This window comes from Finegoldia magna, assembly GCF_003182075.1.
In the GTDB taxonomy this organism is placed as follows: domain Bacteria; phylum Bacillota; class Clostridia; order Tissierellales; family Peptoniphilaceae; genus Finegoldia; species Finegoldia magna.
Map to the genome: position 1 here is coordinate 1 of NZ_QGTH01000018.1, position 17,318 is coordinate 17,318.

Sequence of the window (17,318 nt, forward strand, 5' to 3'; positions counted from 1 at the left end):
CAAATCTTACATACCTAATATTTAGTTGTTATTCAATTTTTCTAAGCCTAAATTTTTAGGCTTGTTTGACATGCCTTAAATTTCAAGATAAATTACTTTTTATTTTCTCTTGACATTTGATAGCTGGTCTTAAATATTCATATCTTCCCAATCAAAGTCATCACTCAAAGGCTTTTTATTATAAAAGTCCTTGAACAAATCCTTTGTGTCTTCGACACTCACATCATCGACACACTTCACCAAACTGTCAGCAATATCCTTCATATATTCAATATGATAAACACATTCGTAAGCATTAGGAATAAAAGTCGCTTGAATGAAACTTTCGCCCACAAATTCCAACGAGAAAAAGTAAGTCTTCTTACAAGATCTTACTTCCTTGTAATTTCTAAGTGCATCTTCTGAAATCTTGTCTATCTCATCTAAAACTATATCGAATAGGGGAGAGTCGAATGTTTTTTCCGAAGTTTTCAAAATCAATTTACTATTTTGCTCTAAAAACTCATCAGTTCCACTAAAAACTCCCTTTTTCAAAAACTCAAGCATAAAAACCCTCCTTAAATTCAAAAATTTATTTTTTAATTTTTGCTACCATACTTATAATATCACAAATCAGAAATATAATACTCAATCAACTGAAAATAATTATTACAAAACATAAAACAAAATACAAACTATCTGATAATTGAATTTATACGAATGAACGAAAAATTCGAAAATTTTATATATGCTAAAGTGAAAAAGTGATATAATATCAATAACGATAATCAATATTGAAAGGAGGACGAAATGATAAAAGTAAATAATTTACACAAGAGCTACAGCTCTGGTCAAGAATCTATTGAGGTACTTAAAGGAATTGATTTGGAAATAAAAGATGGTCAAATAATTTGCGTTTTGGGGCCATCTGGCTCGGGCAAATCCACTTTATTGAACATACTCGGCGGAATTGAAACGATAGATGAAGGTGAGGTAGATGTTTTCGATAATAAACTTGAATCCATCAGCAAAAAAGAACTTGAAAAGTACAGGCGAAATTATGTTGGATTCGTTTTCCAATTCTACAACTTAGTCAGCAATCTAAATGTGTTGGAAAATATTGAAGTTGGAAAATATTTATCAAATAATCCAATAGATATAGATGGTTTGATTGACGATTTGGGATTAAAGGAGCATATTTACAAATTCCCCAACGAAATATCTGGAGGACAAGCTCAAAGAACATCAATAGGAAGGGCTATCATCAAAAGGCCAAAATTATTGATTTGTGATGAGCCGACTGGGGCATTGGATTACGAGAGCGCAAAGGATGTTTTGGTTTTGATTGAAAAACTCAACAAACTTTATGGCTCAACTATAATAATCGCAACGCACAACACGCAAATTTCGAAAATGTGCGATGTGATATTGTCTATTCACAATGGCTCGATAAAATCAATCGAAGAAAATAGAGAAAAAATTTCTGCGAATGAGGTGACTTGGTAATGAAAAATCCAATTAACAAAAGGATAGCAAGGCAACTTGTAAAAAATCCTGCAAAATATTTGCCGATTATTTTAGCTATGGTTTTTGTTGTTGTTTTTTCGTCATCTTTTTTCACTTCACAAGATTCAGCAAAGGCTCTTTATTACGAGCAAATAAACAAGGGGAAAGTCGAAGATGGACAATTTACGACGATTTATCCGCTTGATGATGTTACAAAAGGAAAACTCGAAGACGAAAATATAGATTTGTACGAAAATTTCAATGTTGAGATTTCTCATACAAATGAAAGAAAACTCAAAGCTTTCATCAACAGAAAAAACATTAATATAGCTCAAATTTTAGAAGGAAGGCTTGCTGAAAGAAAAGATGAGGTGGCTATTTCCGGAAATTACGCAAGAGCCAACAAAATAAAACTGGAAGATTCGATAAAATTAAACGACAAAAATTTCAAAGTCGTGGGAATTGTTTCACTGCCGGATTACTCATCAATTCTGAGAAATAGAGATGACCTCGTAATGGACACCGGATATTATGGCACTTGTCTGTTAGATAAAGATGGATTTGAGTTATTCAAAGATGTCCCCATCAAATATACTTATTCTTATCACACAAAAAACAACTTAACAAAAAAACCTGCCAACGATAAGCTGAAAGATTTGATTAAGATTATTATGAAGAAAAATGTCGTGATAGATGCAGTTACGAGATACGACAATCACTGCATAACTTACTTAATGGACGATATGGACGGAGACGTTCCGACAATGACAACTTTTATGGTTATTTTGTTCATAGCGATTGCTTTTGTCAGCGCCGTTCAAATTAAAAGTATGATAGAGAAGGAATCATCCGTAATAGGAACGCTGTTAGCATCTGGATACACGAAGGCTGAATTACTGAAAAATTATATGATAACACCTGTAATTATGACGTTGTTTTCGGCTGTTGTGGGGAATGTAATTTCATATTCCTATGCTTACAAAAAATACGTATTTTTGTACTACCAAAGTTTTGATTTGCCAAAATTCAAACCGATTATAAGTTTGAGGTCGTTTTTGATAACTTGCATAATTCCTCTTACAATTTATATGGTAATTAATTTGTTGGTTATTTCGATGAAATTGAAAGCTACGCCATTGGAATTTTTAAGGGGAACCTTCAAAAGAGAAAAAAGAAAATCCAAGGTGAAACTCACAAAATTTAATATCATGACCAAATTCAAACTCAGAATGTTCTTGGACAACAAATTCAACCTTATCGCACTTGCTTTTGGCATTTTCCTAGCAAATATGATACTGTTATATGGTTTGTCAGTCAAGCCTATTTTTGAGTCGTACTCTGAAAATATGAAAAACACGATGAAATACAACTACACTTATTTTGTGCGAACTGAAGAAAAAAACGTAAAAGCTGACAAGTCGACAATTTTAGACGTTGAATTGATGGATAATGACAATAAAAAAGTTCAGTTTTATGGAGTAGATGACAATTCCAATTATAAAATCAAAAACTTATCGCAATTAAAAAAAGATGAAGTAGTTGTGTCGAAGGGATTTTTGCAGAGATTTGAACATAAAATAAACGACAAAATCAAAATCACAGAGCCTTATAACAGCAAAACACTAGAATTAAAGATAAAAGGTGTTGACGAAGATAATAATTTGTATCAGATATTCACCAAGAGAGAATTGCTGAATAAAATTATCGAAAAAGATAGTGGATATTTTAATGCTTATCAATCGAACAGCAAGCTCCACATTTCCAATTCTAATTTAATCACAAAAATCAACAGAGACGAGATGGATAAATTTATGATTCACTTTTTGGATAGTTTCGGAGTTGTTTTTAAAATGTTGTTGTATATTGGAATTGGATTTTATCTGATAATCACATTTATAATTTCCAACATCATACTCGACAAGTCCAAGCTCAACATATCGTATCTCAAAATCTTTGGATACAATGACGGTGAGATAATGAGTATTTACGTTAATATTGTATTTGTAATGCTGGTTGTCTTCCAGCTAATTATGATACCTTTAATAGATAAATTATTTAAACTTATCATATTAGTAGTGATGTCGAAGTTCGATGCGTACATTATAGCAGAAATTCCTGTGCATATGTACTTGCTCGCGATTTTGTACAGCATAATAATTTTTGCGGTTATTCAATTGCTTCAAAAAATAAAAATATCAAAACTCGATATGGTAAAAGAATTGAAAACCATTAATGGATAAACAAAACCCCAAAGTTTTTGTAGACTTTGGGGTGATTTTTTAGTTGAAACTAAGCGTACATGTCATCTAACGTAATAAGCTCAACATTGTCATCGTATGAAAAATCTTCAAATCCAGACATGCTAATTATCCAGTAAAATTTTTGGTTGCTGTTAAATATTTTCGATTTTTCAATTAATTCATTGAGTACAGATTTCGAACAAAGTCCATTTCTCCATTTGCATTCCACGAACAGATAATTTTCACTGTCGTAAGCTAATATATCAATTTCTGATTGTTTTTTACGAAGAGAATCATTTCCCCACCAATTGCCATAATCGGTAGGTAAGAATCTCAAATCTCCAGATTTGATTCTGTATTCCAAGTATTCTATCGAAATTTTTTCGAAAATTTTACCCATATAATCATTTATAGAATTTTCTATTTTTTCCGAGTATACTCTGTGACCCAATTCGAGATTTATCAAATTGAGATTAGGTTGTACAAATTTGTACCAGAAATTAAACATCGTGTCTTTAATCAAATAAATAGGGCGATTAGATTTGCGATTAGTCACAGGGGTTTTTCTTTCAATAATTCCAAGTTCTATCAAACTTTCAAGATACGGACTGATTGAGCCGGATTGTACACCTAATTTATTGGATATTTCAGATACTTTGGTTTGTCCATGGGAAATTAAATACAAAATATCGTTGTATCTTTTTGGATCCCTGAGTTCTTGTTTCAATAAATTAGAAGGTTCTTCGTATAATCTGCCTTGCACCGACAAAAAATTATTGACTATATTTTCTTGTAAACTAATAGAATCATCAAAAAAAACTAGATATTCTGCAACGCCTCCAGTTAATCCAAAAACAATTGCCTTGTCATGATTAGAATAATTCTCTACAAATTTTGCAGATTCCTTATAGGAAAAAGGATTTATTTTTAGTTGAATTGATCTTCTTCCATAAAGAGGGCTTTTATATCCTAAAACTTGGTTTTCCATAAAACTCATAGATGAACCACATAATATTAAAAACAATTTGCTTGTCGCTTTGAATTCGTCAATCAAATTTTGAAGAACTGAGGAAATTGATGGGAAAGATTCAGCAATGTATGGATACTCATCAATGACGAATGCAATTCTGTGATTGACGGAATATTCGAATAGAAATCTAAACGCATGATCAATATCAATAAATGCAGGTAAATTTTCATCATAATCACATGCCTTATAAATTGATTGTGACAAATGATTCAAGTTGATAAACTTATCAGATTCTACACCAACAAAATACGATCCAGATTTTTCTTTCATAAATTTTTGAATCAAATAAGTTTTTCCGACTCTTCTTCGACCGTAAATTACACACATGGAAAACATCTCTTTAGAAAATTCTGTATTTAGTTTTTCTAGTTCATTTTCACGACCAATAAATTTCATATTCTCACCTCATCTCTATTATAGAACACAATATCGTACAATGCAATAATACGATATTGTATATTACGATGTTGCATTAAAAATATCAAAATAATAATTAGTTGAAAAGTTTTGAAATAGTTTAGTAATTTTTTGCAACAAAAAAAGCGGCAAGTTAGTCGCTTAAAATTTGTATTCAAATAATTCTTCATCGATTTGCTTAAAACCTACAGCTTCAAACATTTTTCTGCTTTGATGATTAAAAGCGTAGATATTTGCCGTGACAGATTTTAATCCATTTTCTTTTGCTAATTCCAAAATCTTTTTGACACAATTTCTACTAATGTGTTTGTTTTGAAACTCTTTGCACACAACTATTGTTATTTCATTGTCATCAGTCAAGGAAATATCTCCAACTAATTCGTTATTGTATTCAATGTAGAACAACTTTCCATGAGTATTCAAGTAATTGTACATTTTTTGAAGCCTATCAATATCGTATACGAAATCAATGTTGTCGACTTGTTTGCACACATCCTTATCTTCGTACCATTTCAAAGTAGTATCGTAATTTTCAAAATAGGGAATAAGTTTGATTCTATCATTGACTATTATAGTGTCCATAGGAAATTCTCTAATTATTTTATATTGTGTTTCGCCATTTTTTCCTTAAAAATATCTGTAATGATTTTTTGCAATTCACCTTTTTCTTTTTCAGGAAGTTCGCCTTCTCTTTTTGCTACAGCGTAAAGTTCAGGAAATTGGTTGGAAATTCTTTCGATTGTTTTTGTTGTTGAGTGTTTTCTTACAAAAAACGGAATTTTTTTGATCCATTCATCTGGAACCAAGGCTAATATTTTATCTGCGGCTTCTTTGTCGCTGATTTCTGCTGAAGATAGTCCTTCGTTGATTTCTGCTTGTTCTTTTTCTGTAAAATCTTCTTTTTTCATAAATTGCTCCTTGTTTTTACTTTTTTTACATATATTATAACGCTAATACTATTAATAATCAAAAATGAATATCATTTTTATTCAGTTTCTCATAATAAAAAACAGCTTTTAAGATTACACAAATCCTAAAAGCTGTGATATTTATTTGAGTTGTAAACCATCTTTGTAAGCATTGCCTACTCTTCCAGCTACTTTGTAGTAACCAAGAGTATATGGGTCAAAAGCTATGGCTTCCAATGAATCAACGTTAACTTTATCATTGTCGAAATGTTCTTCATCTACTGATGTTCTGATTACTTTTCCAATGACTCCAATTCCACTATTATCTTTTTGGTATTCTATGAATTCACATTCGATAGCAACTGGAAATTCGTTGATTATTGGAGCATCTACAAGTTTTGACTTTTCGTATGTTAATCCTGATTTTTTGAACTTGTCTTTCTCAGTATTTCCGCTAACGACTCCGAAATAGTCAGCTTCGACAACATGTTTTGCATCTGCCACATGCACTACGAATCCTTTACGTGCTTTGATATTTTCTACAGTTTTGTGAGTTTCTGACAAATTCAATGCTACTGTGTCTCTGTTGAGCATAGTTCCCCATGCAGCATTCATTACATCTACAGTATTATCTTCGTTGAAAGTGGCCACCATTAAAACTGGCATAGGGAATATAGAATAAGTTGTTTCAATTTGTTTTTTCATCGTTTCCTCCTATTTATTTTGTGATATTTATTAATTAATTTCACAAGAAAATTGTAACGCTAATAGTATTATTTATCAAAATCGAAATTAATTCTTAATTAATGAGTTTACAATATCACCGTGTCTTTTTTCATCGTTTTTGACACTTTCTATTTCTGGGAATTTTTCAACAACTGGTGCATAGGTATTAGCAGCATTGTATTCACCGTTTGCAATTAGTTTATATAATTTTTTCTTTCCTATTATCTTATAGAGCAAAGGAATAAATATCGCCTTGGTTTTTTTAGGTTTCAAATTTTCTTTTGTAAGCTTGTGGAATACCGATGCATGATGACCTTCTTCTGTTGCAAGCTTACGAAAAGCTTCTTGGTCATTTGCATCCTTTACAGTATCTGCAAGTGCACGATACATTAACACAACATCCAATTCACCTTGTTGAGATTTCAATAGTATTTTCATATCTTTTTGTGTTATATTCATTTTTTTCTCCTTTTTTTGATTCGATTAGTTCCCTTAAATTCATAGAATAATTTTTTAGTTAATTTAATTTTACCACAAAACAAAAACCCGACTATTATCAATTGTGATAAAGCCGGGTTTTAAATTTAAATATAAATTTTTTGTTGCTCTATTGTAGTTTTACGCTGTGCTTTTAAACACAATTAATTGTCTATCCAATATCTTTGAATTGTCTTACCATCTGAGTTAACAAACTCATTTTCAAGTACTCCACCATTTTTAATAATAGACTTAGCTGATCCTATATTTTCTTTATCACAAATCATGAGTACTCTTTCAATTCCCAACTTTTTACACTCTATCAAAGCTAGTCTTACCATTTCTGTGGCATAGCCTTTTCTTCTTTCACTGGGTCTTATTCCATCTCCAATATGTCCACCTTCTTTCAAAAGTGACTCATTTAAATAGTGGCGAATATTTACAGCTCCTAAAAGCCTATCTCTTTCTTCATCTAAAAGGAAGAAAACTGAATCTGGAACTTTATTTTCAGTTTTAGATTTTATTTCTAAGTTATTTAGATAATAGTCAAAATCATGGTAATCATTTTTAAATATTGACCACGGAGAAGTGTTTGTGTTATTCATTTCTTGGTCAATCTTCCATTCATCGATCATCTCACCAAGCTTTAATTCATACTCTTTAGTTAGTTTAATTAATTTTAGTTTCATATATTTTCCTTAATTCCATCCATACCATGCACACAACCTACTAAATATCCAAAATGTAGCTAAAAACAAGAATTTGAAAGAAATTTTCGACCACTAATTTCAAAATACTAAGCTTTTAATAATAAATCCACAAAATCAATAATATATTGATTTCAAGCACCCAGGTTTTTCTACTTTTTCTCCAACAGCACGACAGCTTCGCAGTGGCTTGAGTGATTAGTATGGATAAAAATTATTTTTTTCAAAAGCCTCGTATGTGGGAATATGTCCTCTAATTGATTAATTAAAAATACTCTAGATATCTTTATAGTTTCTATGCATACAAATTTTATTTCTGTAAGACCTTGACTTAATCGAACTTTATGCCTTAATTTAATTAAGAACAACCTTTACCATACGTGGTGGGACATTTTTATGATATACATATATGAGTAAACCATTTAAAACCTATTATAAACAAATTAAAATACTAACATCTATCGGTTTTTATATTATTTCTATACATAAAAGATAGCTTCTATGATGTAGACAAAATGTCACAAAATGGATTTGTCTTTTATCTATCCAAAATGAATTGGAATAGCCATTTGTATTAAAAACGCAAGAACGATACTAAGTGTTCCCATTAGAAGAGAACTCTTAATTGAGTCCCTTTTCAAAAGGATAAACCCGAGAATAAAGACGAGCAATTCTAAAATGGAACGTGCTTCGAAATATCCCCATCCATATGCAAAGCACATATTAAATAAGACTGCCAAAATCGTTATCGACAGAATAAATGCCGGCTTACTTTTACCACCTGCATACCAACACACAAAAGCTAATAATGGAGAAACAACTGTAAATCCAATCCAAATCATTGCATAGCTTCTTGGAAAAAATCCAGCAATAAATTTTGAATACAAATAGTAGCTTGAAACCATAGCGACAAAAAATATAAAAATATTAATACCTGCTCTTAGGGCTGAATTGCTGTAAATAGAAATAAACATCGCAATCAACACCCAAATTGCAAAACGTCCAAGAAAATTATGAAGATCTGAAATTTCATCTATTGCCATAAGCACGCTTGGAAGTTCAGATTGATGAAAGTCCAAGTATTTAGAAAAAGTACCCAAAATAATTCCTAGCAAGAATACGGCAATTGTATTTATAATTTTTCTATTATTGGATATAGGAGTTTCTGCAATCCTTACATCTTTTAAACCCATTATCATTAACACCTCTGAAACTCATAACTTTTAGCACTAAATTTTTTAAAAATGTTTCCCGCCTTAAAAAATCAGTAAATATCATTACTTTTTGCTCATTTTTCTCCATAATCATCAATACCACACATTAACAGTGGCTTGAGTGATTAGTATGGATAAAAATTATTTTTTCAAAAGCCTCGTATGTGAGAATATGCCGATAAATAAACATCTTATAATTTACTAAATCATTCTAAAGTAGAAAAAACAGCTCATGGCTTAGCTTAATTTTATTTAATAATTAAAGGATATAGTTTGTTTACTTACATTTACTTCTGCTTCTACCCCAAAAGGAATTATACATCTTGGAGTTGAGTGTCCAATATTTATATTATAGACAATAGGTAAATCTTTATTGGTAATTTCGTCTAATAAAATAGATTTATACTCCTCATAATAGATTTCATTTTGAGGTTTCCCTACTAGTATTCCTGATAATTTATCAAATATTCCGTAGTCTTTTAGAGCAAGTATCATTTTCCTATATAAATCTGGTTTTGTTTTTTCTTCACTTGATTCTATAAGTAAAATCTTATTCTCCCATGCCTCAGGGCTTGGAAATAACTCATATTTGCTACAAATTTCTACTGTATCTTCAAATCTAGAATTATCGAACATATCATATATTGTTTCTATGCATCCGCCTAAAATTTTTCCGCTAAATATAGGATTTCCTCTTAAAAGCTCAAAACCGGTATTAGGATGACTTTTCATTTCTATTCCAATAGCTTTCTCGCTAAAATCTTCCCTTGCCTCATACCAAACTTCACTAGGCTGTATCTCATTTATTTTTCCTGTTTTTATAAGTTCCAAAAAGTATTTTTCTGTATAAGCTAACATATTAGCAGATAGTTCACATACATCTGGCAAGAAAGCCTGACCATAAAATGTTTTTATTCCAAGCTTATTTAGCATAAAGTGATTCATTGTTGAGTCAGAAAAGCCTAAAAAAAGTTTTTGTTTAACAATATTTTTTAATCTATCTCTTTCAAATAAATAAGGAGCTAATCTATAGGTATCTTCTCCACCAATAGCACATAAAATCATATCAATAGTGTCATCTTCAAAAGCAAGCAGCAAATCATCTGCCCTAGCTTCCGGATGATTCTTTAAAAAATCAATACCTTTCAAAGAATTAGGTAAAAACTCTATTTCGACTCCTAGCTTATTTAATCTGTCTATTCCTATTTTTATTTCATGCTCAACGAAACTTTCTCCCAAAACACCACTTGATAAGCTCACAACTCCTATTTTCTTTATCATTATTTCCTCCAAATTTCTAAATGAAGTAGAAATATCCTATATTCTTATTTTCTTGATAGAAGCACAACAGCTTCGCAGTGGTAAGTTCTTGGGAACTGGTCGAAAAATTCCAATGACTGAATTTTATATCCTTTTTCGATAAATTTGTCCAAATCCATTCTCTGTGTTATTGGATTACATGAGATGTAGATGAATTTATCGGGATTTATGTCGATTAATCTGTCGATTGCTTTTGGATGAATTCCATCTCTTGGTGGGTCGAGGACTACTACGTCTTTTTTCTCTACTTTTTCCATGAAATTTAAGCAATCATCGCAGATGAACTCTGTGTTAGTCAATCCGTTTAGTTCTGCGTTTTCTTTTGCTTTTTCGACAGCTTCAGCAACTATTTCGACTCCGATTACGCTTTCAGCTTTTTTTGCAAAAATTTGTGCGATGGTTCCAGTTCCACAGTACAAATCGTAGACGTTTTTTCCTGACAAATCTCCAGCTAATTCCAAGGCTCTGTTATAAATTTGTTCTGCTTGTGCTGGATTTGGCTGAAAGAATGAAAATGGAGATATTCTAAATTCCAATCCGTTTATTTTTTCTGTCAAATATTCTTTGCCGTACAACAATTCTAATTTGTCGACAATTACCGCATCAGAAATATTATCGTTAATTGTGTGATAAATAGACACGATTCTGTTGTCGATTTGCTTTGCAAATTCAACGAAATCATTCACATCAAACTCATCACTTGTGGTTACCAAATTAATCATGTACTCATCTTCACTGAAACTTTTTCTGATTATGAAGTGTCTCAAAAGTCCAGTATGTTTTATTTTTTTGAAAAATTCGTAATTTTTGTCTCTGAAATATTCTTGAACAGCTTGTCTGATTTTGTTGAAGCCTTCATCAATTATATTGCAATCTACGGTGTCTGTTATTTCGTAGAATTTGTTTTTAGTGTGAAGTCCCAAAACAAGTGGACCACCTTTGACACTATCTCCAAAAGTGTATTCCATTTTGTTTCTGTAGCCTTGTAAAATAGGCGATGGATGAAAAGTAATATCCTCATCGTAAATATCTTTGTATAATTCTGTGAGTGTTTTTTTCTTCAAATCGCACTCCACATCATACTCTAATTTTTGATAAATACAACCGCCGCATCTTTCATTTACAGGACAACCTTCAATAGTTTCAAGAGGGGAGATTTCTAGTTTTTCAACTAGTTTTCCTTCAATAAATCCCTTTTTCTTTCTTTTTCGTTGAAAAGAGATTGTTTGTCCTTGAATTGTGTTTTTTATAGAATACAAATTATCGTCTATTTTGCAAATTCCCTTGTTGGGAAATACATTGTATTCTACTTTTGCCTCTAAAATTTTTTTCATTATCCTTGTAGACCGTCTGCTTGTCTTTGCATATTTTCTACGACGATATCGTGAATATCTCCGATTGATTGTCCGTATTCCAATACTTGCCAAGGTTCATTAGTATGGAAATGAATTTTAATCAAATCATCGCCACCTACAACCAAAAGGCAATCGCCTTTAAAATGTTCTGTGATATATTCACTAATTGTATCGCTTGATAAGTTTTCTCCTGCTATTAATAATTGTGTATCAAATCTAAATTCTATTTGTTCTGACATAATTTCACCTTCATTTTTAAATTTCCCATTGGGATTAAATTAATTTTACCATATTGTGTTGTACTTTTCTCAGAAAAATTATTTCCAGCTATTCGGAAGAAGTGATTTGTAAGGATATGAATCAAACCTATCGTCAATCAAAAATAATTCTCCAGTATCGGTGTCAGTTCTAATAAGTCTTCCACCAGCTTGGTGTACCTTGTTCATTCCTGGATACACATAAGCGTAATCGAATCCGTTTTTTCCATTTTCGTCAAAATATTTTTTAATCAAATCATTTTCTACGCTAATTCCGGGAAGTCCGACGGAAATTATCCCTACAGTATTCAATCTGTCGCCGCTCAAATCAACGCCTTCGCTGAACACTCCACCTAAAACACAAAACGCCATTATGTTTGAACTTGTTGTAAATTGGGACAAGAATTCCAATCTTTCCATATCAGTTAGCGTTCTTTCTTGCGTTAAAATATCGAAGCTACAAATCTCATACACTGATTCCAAATACGAATAAGAAGGGAAGAATATGAGTTTGTTTCCAGGCTTTTCGTTGATTTTTCGAAGAATTTCTGCGATTTTATATTTCGTATCTTCGCGGTCTTTGAATCTAGTTGAAATGTTGATGTGATTTACTTTCAAATTCTCTTTTGGGAATGGGGATTCCAATCTTATGTTGTAGAATTTTTCCAAGCCCAATACATCTGCAAAGTAGGTCATAGGAGACAGTGTCGCTGAGAAAAATACGTTGGATTTACATTTTTTTAAAAGATTTTTAAAAATATTGTGAGTGTTCAAGCACATAATGTTATAAATAACATCATCGTTTTCTGATTTTATCAAAGTGACGAAAGAATCATCGTAAAAATCAGAAATTTTCAAAAATTTATTGATTTCAAAATACACATCCAATACTTTGTCGTAGTATGGTTTGTCCTTTTCTTCGATCAAGAATTTCGTCATGGATTCTTTGCAACGTACACAATAATCAATCAAATCTACTGACAAATCCTGGTAAGTGTTGACTGGCTTTGCGAATGCTTCATCTTTGATTTGTTTCGCGAGTTTCTTCAAGTTGCGTTTGATTTTGAGTTCTTTTTTATCATCTAAAAGCTCATCACAACAGTCCATAAGTTGGTTGAAACTCAAAGAATACGAATACATATCACGTCCTCGACTCACCAAGTTATGAGCTTCGTCAACCAATAACGACATTCTCAAATATGGAACTTCGAAAAATCTTTTCAGATATACTACCGGATCAAAAACGTAATTGTAATCACAAATCACAATGTCACAGAAATTGGACAAATCCAGCTCCAATTCCAACGGACAAACTCTGTATTTGAATGCATATTTTTTGATGATTTCTTCCACTATAATATCTTCGTTTTCAAGCATATCGAGAATGCATTTGTTCACCCTGTCGTAGTGACCTTTTGCAAATTCACAATCATTTGGATTGCATTTGACTTCATTATTGATGCAGACTTTGTTCTTTGCGATTATCTCGACTGATTTTATTATCAAACCTTTTTGCTTCATTAAATACAACTGGTCGTTACAAGCTTTTTTTAGCGTAGACTTAGCAGTCAAATAAAAAATCTTGTCCGTCAAATCTTCTCCCATAGCTTTAATTGAAGGAAAAAGCGTGGAGATAGTCTTGCCAATTCCTGTTGCAGCTTCCACCATCAAATCTACACCTTGTTTTGTTGCAGAGTACACGTTTTGGCTCAAATACTTCTGACCAGCTCTAAATGCAGGATAGGGAAATGACAAGTTCTGAATGGATTCGTCACGCTTCTTTATGTGCTGTGTGATTAATTCTGTGAACACGGAATATTTTTCTAATAATGAAAAATAAAATTCTTTTAATTCTTCAAAAGTAAAATTTTGCCTGATAAATTTTATTTTCTTGGTATCAGTTTGATAATAAGTAAGTTGCAAATCAATGTCTTCCAAGCCATTGTCCAAAGAATAAAAATACCCGTAGCATTTTACTTGTGCCCAGTGATATTTGTTGGAATTGTATTCCAATTCTTCCAAATCACGCGTAGTCGATTTTATTTCATCTATTAAAGTTTTGCCATTTTTAATTCCTATTCCGTCAGCTCTTCCTTCTACGATGTAATTTACCGATTTATAGAGGGTAGTGTTTTTGAGAGTAACTTCTGGCAGAAATCCAATATCGTATTCTTTTTGAATCATTTTGTGGATTTTCTGTCCTTCTTTTGCCCTGTCGAACACATTTCTGAATCTATCGTCAATGTCGCCACTTCGTTCAGTGTATTCAACCAAATCTCTGACAGAAAGTTTGATTTCTTTTTTCATAGCTTATAATTTTGTTGAAGCAAATTTACTTCCTTGTAAATTTTCCTTCTTTCAATCGCCAAATCGCGATACATTTTATCCTCATCTGTTACATATTCTATTGTTTCATTTACAATATCCGATTCTCCGTCTTCATTCACACTTACCATTGTGAAATATCCCGAAGCTTTTATGATATCTGTTCCCTCGACTTTTGCACGAACGAAACATTCCATGCTTGTTTTGCCAACGTAATCTATGATTGCTGTGATTTTTATGATTTCACCTAATTTTGTTGGAGCATTAAATGTCAAATTATTTACAGCTTTTGTCAATGTTTTATTGGAACAAAATCTTCTCGTGCACACACCTGCGATTGTGTCCATCATTTTGAACAATTCTCCTCCGTGGAGAAGTCCGTAAAAATTTCCCATATCTCCATTTGCTCTGAATTTTACAATTGTTTTTGTATCTTGTTTTGTTTTCATATTTTCCACCTTTTAATTCTTACTTCTATTATAGTATAAAATTTTATTTTCGGAAAAATGAAATCAATCGCAAGTTTTTAAAATTGAAACAAAAAGAAATTAAATGTATAATTAGATTGTATGAACTTTACAGGAGGTTAATGATTTGAAATATAGAGAATATTATGATAATGTTTTAGTCCGAATTGAAAAGGGCGAAGACGTTGTAGAAAAATTATTCGAATTAGTTGAAAAACTTCAACTAAAAAATGGTTCTATTTCAGGAATTGGCGCCAGCGATAATATAACTGTGGGATTATATAGTGTCGAAAAACAAGAATACACTAAGAAAAATTTCACAGGAGAGATGGAAATCACGAGCATCCTTGGAAATATATCTACTATGAATGACAAACCTTATTTGCACATGCATATTACATTTGCAGATGAGAATTTGAATGTTCACGGCGGACATTTGAACGAGGCTATCATATCGGCAACTTGTGAAATCATAATTAATAAAATAGACGAAAAAGTTGATAGATTCAAAGATTCTGAAACAGGTTTAAATTTATACGATATTTAAAGGAGATAAATGAAATATTATTTTAATAATGACAGCGTAGATCCATATTATAATTTTGCAGTGGAATATTTTTTCGCAAAGCATAACATTCCAGTGTTTATTTTGTGGAGAAATAAGGATTCAATCTTACTAGGCAAGAATCAAAACATTTACAGAGAAGTTAACTTGAGATACACTGAAGAAAATGGAATTAATCTAGTTCGTAGGTTATCTGGCGGTGGCTGCATATATACTGATGAAAAAAATATGCAATACACTTTTATTGAAAGTCAAAACTACGCAAATGACTTCAAACATTTCGCTAATATGATAATCAATCAAATGAAAAAAATGGGACTTAATCCAGAATTCAGCGGTAGAAATGATATTTTGATTGACGGTAAGAAAATAAGTGGCAATGCACAATATATGAAAAACAGCATGGTTGTTCATCATGGTACAATTCTTTTCGATATCGGAGTTGAAAAAATGATGCATTCACTTACTCCGCAAAAAATAAAATTCGAAGGAAAAGCCATCAAATCTGTAGAATCCAGAATTACAACTATTAATGATATGATTGATATGGAATACGATGAGTTTTTCAATAAAATTAAAAACGGAATCATTGAAGATAATAACTTAGAAGAATACGTGCTTAACGATTCTGAAAAAGAAGAAGTGAATAAATACATCGATTTATTTAAAAATGAAGAATTTATTTATTCAAAAGGAGAAACTACCGCAAATTATCAAAGAAAACACAAGTTTGGAGTTGTGGAGTATAGCTACAACATCAAGGATAATTTGATTGATAGTTTCAAAATAGAAGGGGATTTCTTTTCGAACAAAGATATTTCAGAATTTTGCGATATGTTTGTTGGAAAGACTATGACAATAGATGGTTTCCACAATGTTTTGAACGATGTAAATATCGGTGAATACATTGTTGGAATGGATGAGAAAGTGTTTTTAGGTGATATATTTGATTAGAAAACCAAAATGGATGAGAGTAAAAATCGAAGGTAGCCAAAACCTTCACGAAGTAGAAAGTTTAGTAGATGGATTTGAATTGAACACAGTTTGTAAGGAAGCAAATTGTCCTAACAGAATGAAATGCTACGAATCACGTACAGCTACATTTATGATTTTAGGAGATATTTGTACTAGAAACTGTAGATATTGCAACGTAACTACTGGAAGAGGAAGAGAAGTTGACGAAAAAGAACCTGAAAATGTTGCAAAAGTTGTGCAAAAATTAGGGTTGAAATACGCTGTTATTACTTCAGTTGACAGAGACGATTTAAAAGACGAAGGTGCAACTCAATTCAAAAATGTTATCAAGGAAATTAGAAAACACAACGAAGGAACATTGGTTGAAGTTTTGATTCCTGATATGCACGCAAAGCATGAATTGTTAGATATTGTTTTTGATGAAAGACCAGATGTATTAAATCACAACGTTGAAACAGTTCGTTCTATCTTCAAAGAAATGAGACCACAAGGTAACTTGGACAATTCTTTTGAAGTTTTAAGATATGCAAAAGAAAAAGGACTTGTAACTAAATCTGGATTTATGGTTGGACTTGGAGAAACTAATGAAGAAGTTCATCAAATGTTAGATAAGTTGAACGAATTAAAAGTAGATATAGTTACTATTGGACAATATTTGATGCCTACATTAGAACATGCAGAGTTGGACAGATATGTTACTCCCGAAGAATTCGAAGAATACAAAAAATACGGAGAATCAATCGGAATTAAGCATGTTGAAAGTGGCCCATTCGTAAGAAGTTCCTACAATGCAGGAAATGTATTTAAATCATTGGAGAAAAAAGAAAATGAGTAATGCAAAATAGGGCGA

18 protein-coding genes are annotated in these 17,318 nt (G+C 31.6%); 5 read left to right on the plus strand and 13 right to left on the minus strand.

Translation table 11 applies throughout. The annotated features are described in order from the left end of the window. Window positions 1–129: 129 nt before the first annotated feature. Complete coding sequence (locus tag DES33_RS07385) at window positions 130–546, minus strand: hypothetical protein (protein ID WP_110058551.1); 417 nt, start codon at window positions 544–546, stop codon at window positions 130–132. Between the two features lie 243 nt (window positions 547–789). Between DES33_RS07385 and DES33_RS07390 the strand changes: the two genes are divergently transcribed. Beyond that, the gene (locus DES33_RS07390) at window positions 790–1,485 is read left to right on the plus strand and encodes an ABC transporter ATP-binding protein (RefSeq protein WP_012290973.1); all 696 of its coding nucleotides are present in this window, start codon (window positions 790–792) and stop codon (window positions 1,483–1,485) included. Next, window positions 1,485–3,725 (plus strand): FtsX-like permease family protein, encoded by a 2,241-nt coding sequence (locus tag DES33_RS07395; protein ID WP_110058552.1) that lies wholly within the window; start codon window positions 1,485–1,487, stop codon window positions 3,723–3,725. Before DES33_RS07390 ends, DES33_RS07395 begins: the two co-directional genes overlap by 1 nt. A gap of 49 nt (window positions 3,726–3,774) precedes the next feature. Here DES33_RS07395 and DES33_RS07400 read toward each other — a convergent pair whose 3' ends face one another. The 12 genes from DES33_RS07400 to DES33_RS07455 form a co-directional block, all read right to left on the minus strand. Beyond that, window positions 3,775–5,151 carry an ATP-binding protein gene (locus DES33_RS07400; protein WP_110058553.1) on the minus strand — a complete coding sequence of 459 codons (1,377 nt, stop codon included), beginning with the start codon at window positions 5,149–5,151 and terminating at the stop codon, window positions 3,775–3,777. Between the two features lie 162 nt (window positions 5,152–5,313). Continuing rightward, the gene (locus tag DES33_RS07405) at window positions 5,314–5,754 is read right to left on the minus strand and encodes a GNAT family N-acetyltransferase (RefSeq protein ID WP_110058554.1); all 441 of its coding nucleotides are present in this window, start codon (window positions 5,752–5,754) and stop codon (window positions 5,314–5,316) included. 14 nt (window positions 5,755–5,768) lie between these two features. Continuing rightward, window positions 5,769–6,080: a hypothetical protein gene (locus DES33_RS07410; RefSeq protein WP_110058555.1), complete on the minus strand. Its 312-nt coding sequence runs from the start codon at window positions 6,078–6,080 to the stop codon at window positions 5,769–5,771. A 141-nt stretch (window positions 6,081–6,221) separates the two neighbouring features. After that, window positions 6,222–6,785 carry a flavin reductase family protein gene (locus DES33_RS07415; RefSeq protein ID WP_110058556.1) on the minus strand — a complete coding sequence of 188 codons (564 nt, stop codon included), beginning with the start codon at window positions 6,783–6,785 and terminating at the stop codon, window positions 6,222–6,224. A gap of 87 nt (window positions 6,786–6,872) precedes the next feature. Beyond that, window positions 6,873–7,265, minus strand: a complete 393-nt coding sequence (locus DES33_RS07420; RefSeq protein WP_110058557.1) for a ferritin family protein — start codon at window positions 7,263–7,265, stop codon at window positions 6,873–6,875. Between the two features lie 182 nt (window positions 7,266–7,447). Continuing rightward, window positions 7,448–7,972 carry a GNAT family N-acetyltransferase gene (locus tag DES33_RS07425; protein WP_110058558.1) on the minus strand — a complete coding sequence of 175 codons (525 nt, stop codon included), beginning with the start codon at window positions 7,970–7,972 and terminating at the stop codon, window positions 7,448–7,450. A 560-nt stretch (window positions 7,973–8,532) separates the two neighbouring features. Continuing rightward, window positions 8,533–9,183, minus strand: a complete 651-nt coding sequence (locus DES33_RS07430; protein WP_249033623.1) for a hypothetical protein — start codon at window positions 9,181–9,183, stop codon at window positions 8,533–8,535. A 273-nt stretch (window positions 9,184–9,456) separates the two neighbouring features. Beyond that, complete coding sequence (locus DES33_RS07435; RefSeq protein WP_110058560.1) at window positions 9,457–10,485, minus strand: S66 family peptidase; 1,029 nt, start codon at window positions 10,483–10,485, stop codon at window positions 9,457–9,459. A gap of 44 nt (window positions 10,486–10,529) precedes the next feature. Continuing rightward, on the minus strand, window positions 10,530–11,858 hold the full coding sequence (gene rlmD, locus DES33_RS07440) for a 23S rRNA (uracil(1939)-C(5))-methyltransferase RlmD (protein ID WP_110058561.1): 1,329 nt from the start codon (window positions 11,856–11,858) through the stop codon (window positions 10,530–10,532). Further along, window positions 11,858–12,118 (minus strand): hypothetical protein, encoded by a 261-nt coding sequence (locus DES33_RS07445; RefSeq protein WP_002835237.1) that lies wholly within the window; start codon window positions 12,116–12,118, stop codon window positions 11,858–11,860. Before DES33_RS07445 ends, rlmD begins: the two co-directional genes overlap by 1 nt. Before the next feature lie 78 nt (window positions 12,119–12,196). Then, window positions 12,197–14,443 (minus strand): ATP-dependent DNA helicase, encoded by a 2,247-nt coding sequence (locus tag DES33_RS07450; RefSeq protein ID WP_110058562.1) that lies wholly within the window; start codon window positions 14,441–14,443, stop codon window positions 12,197–12,199. Beyond that, window positions 14,440–14,910 (minus strand): acyl-CoA thioesterase, encoded by a 471-nt coding sequence (locus tag DES33_RS07455; RefSeq protein ID WP_094206151.1) that lies wholly within the window; start codon window positions 14,908–14,910, stop codon window positions 14,440–14,442. Before DES33_RS07455 ends, DES33_RS07450 begins: the two co-directional genes overlap by 4 nt. Window positions 14,911–15,055: 145 nt before the next feature. On the opposite strand from DES33_RS07455, the gene DES33_RS07460 reads away from it, so the two are divergent. The 3 genes from DES33_RS07460 to lipA are packed head-to-tail and all read left to right on the plus strand — an operon-like array spanning window position 15,056 to window position 17,303. Beyond that, complete coding sequence (locus DES33_RS07460) at window positions 15,056–15,475, plus strand: PPC domain-containing DNA-binding protein (protein WP_002835234.1); 420 nt, start codon at window positions 15,056–15,058, stop codon at window positions 15,473–15,475. Between the two features lie 9 nt (window positions 15,476–15,484). Beyond that, the gene (lplA, locus tag DES33_RS07465; RefSeq protein WP_110058563.1) at window positions 15,485–16,447 is read left to right on the plus strand and encodes a lipoate--protein ligase; all 963 of its coding nucleotides are present in this window, start codon (window positions 15,485–15,487) and stop codon (window positions 16,445–16,447) included. Further along, entirely contained in the window at window positions 16,440–17,303 is an 864-nt protein-coding gene (gene lipA, locus DES33_RS07470; RefSeq protein WP_110058564.1) for a lipoyl synthase, read from the plus strand. The genes lplA and lipA overlap by 8 nt, the downstream gene beginning before the upstream one ends. Window positions 17,304–17,318 lie beyond the last annotated feature (15 nt).

Coding starts and splice junctions, on each gene's coding strand:
- DES33_RS07435 (WP_110058560.1), bottom strand. CDS start 10,485: ATGATAAAGAAAATAGGAGTTGTGAGCTTATCAAGTGGTGTTTTGGGA.
- DES33_RS07410 (WP_110058555.1), bottom strand. CDS start 6,080: ATGAAAAAAGAAGATTTTACAGAAAAAGAACAAGCAGAAATCAACGAA.
- DES33_RS07390 (WP_012290973.1), top strand. CDS start 790: ATGATAAAAGTAAATAATTTACACAAGAGCTACAGCTCTGGTCAAGAA.
- DES33_RS07385 (WP_110058551.1), bottom strand. CDS start 546: ATGCTTGAGTTTTTGAAAAAGGGAGTTTTTAGTGGAACTGATGAGTTT.
- lplA (WP_110058563.1), top strand. CDS start 15,485: ATGAAATATTATTTTAATAATGACAGCGTAGATCCATATTATAATTTT.
- DES33_RS07420 (WP_110058557.1), bottom strand. CDS start 7,265: ATGAATATAACACAAAAAGATATGAAAATACTATTGAAATCTCAACAA.
- DES33_RS07395 (WP_110058552.1), top strand. CDS start 1,485: ATGAAAAATCCAATTAACAAAAGGATAGCAAGGCAACTTGTAAAAAAT.
- DES33_RS07415 (WP_110058556.1), bottom strand. CDS start 6,785: ATGAAAAAACAAATTGAAACAACTTATTCTATATTCCCTATGCCAGTT.
- DES33_RS07430 (WP_249033623.1), bottom strand. CDS start 9,183: ATGGGTTTAAAAGATGTAAGGATTGCAGAAACTCCTATATCCAATAAT.
- DES33_RS07405 (WP_110058554.1), bottom strand. CDS start 5,754: ATGGACACTATAATAGTCAATGATAGAATCAAACTTATTCCCTATTTT.
- DES33_RS07425 (WP_110058558.1), bottom strand. CDS start 7,972: ATGAAACTAAAATTAATTAAACTAACTAAAGAGTATGAATTAAAGCTT.
- DES33_RS07455 (WP_094206151.1), bottom strand. CDS start 14,910: ATGAAAACAAAACAAGATACAAAAACAATTGTAAAATTCAGAGCAAAT.
- DES33_RS07400 (WP_110058553.1), bottom strand. CDS start 5,151: ATGAAATTTATTGGTCGTGAAAATGAACTAGAAAAACTAAATACAGAA.
- rlmD (WP_110058561.1), bottom strand. CDS start 11,858: ATGAAAAAAATTTTAGAGGCAAAAGTAGAATACAATGTATTTCCCAAC.
- DES33_RS07450 (WP_110058562.1), bottom strand. CDS start 14,443: ATGAAAAAAGAAATCAAACTTTCTGTCAGAGATTTGGTTGAATACACT.
- DES33_RS07445 (WP_002835237.1), bottom strand. CDS start 12,118: ATGTCAGAACAAATAGAATTTAGATTTGATACACAATTATTAATAGCA.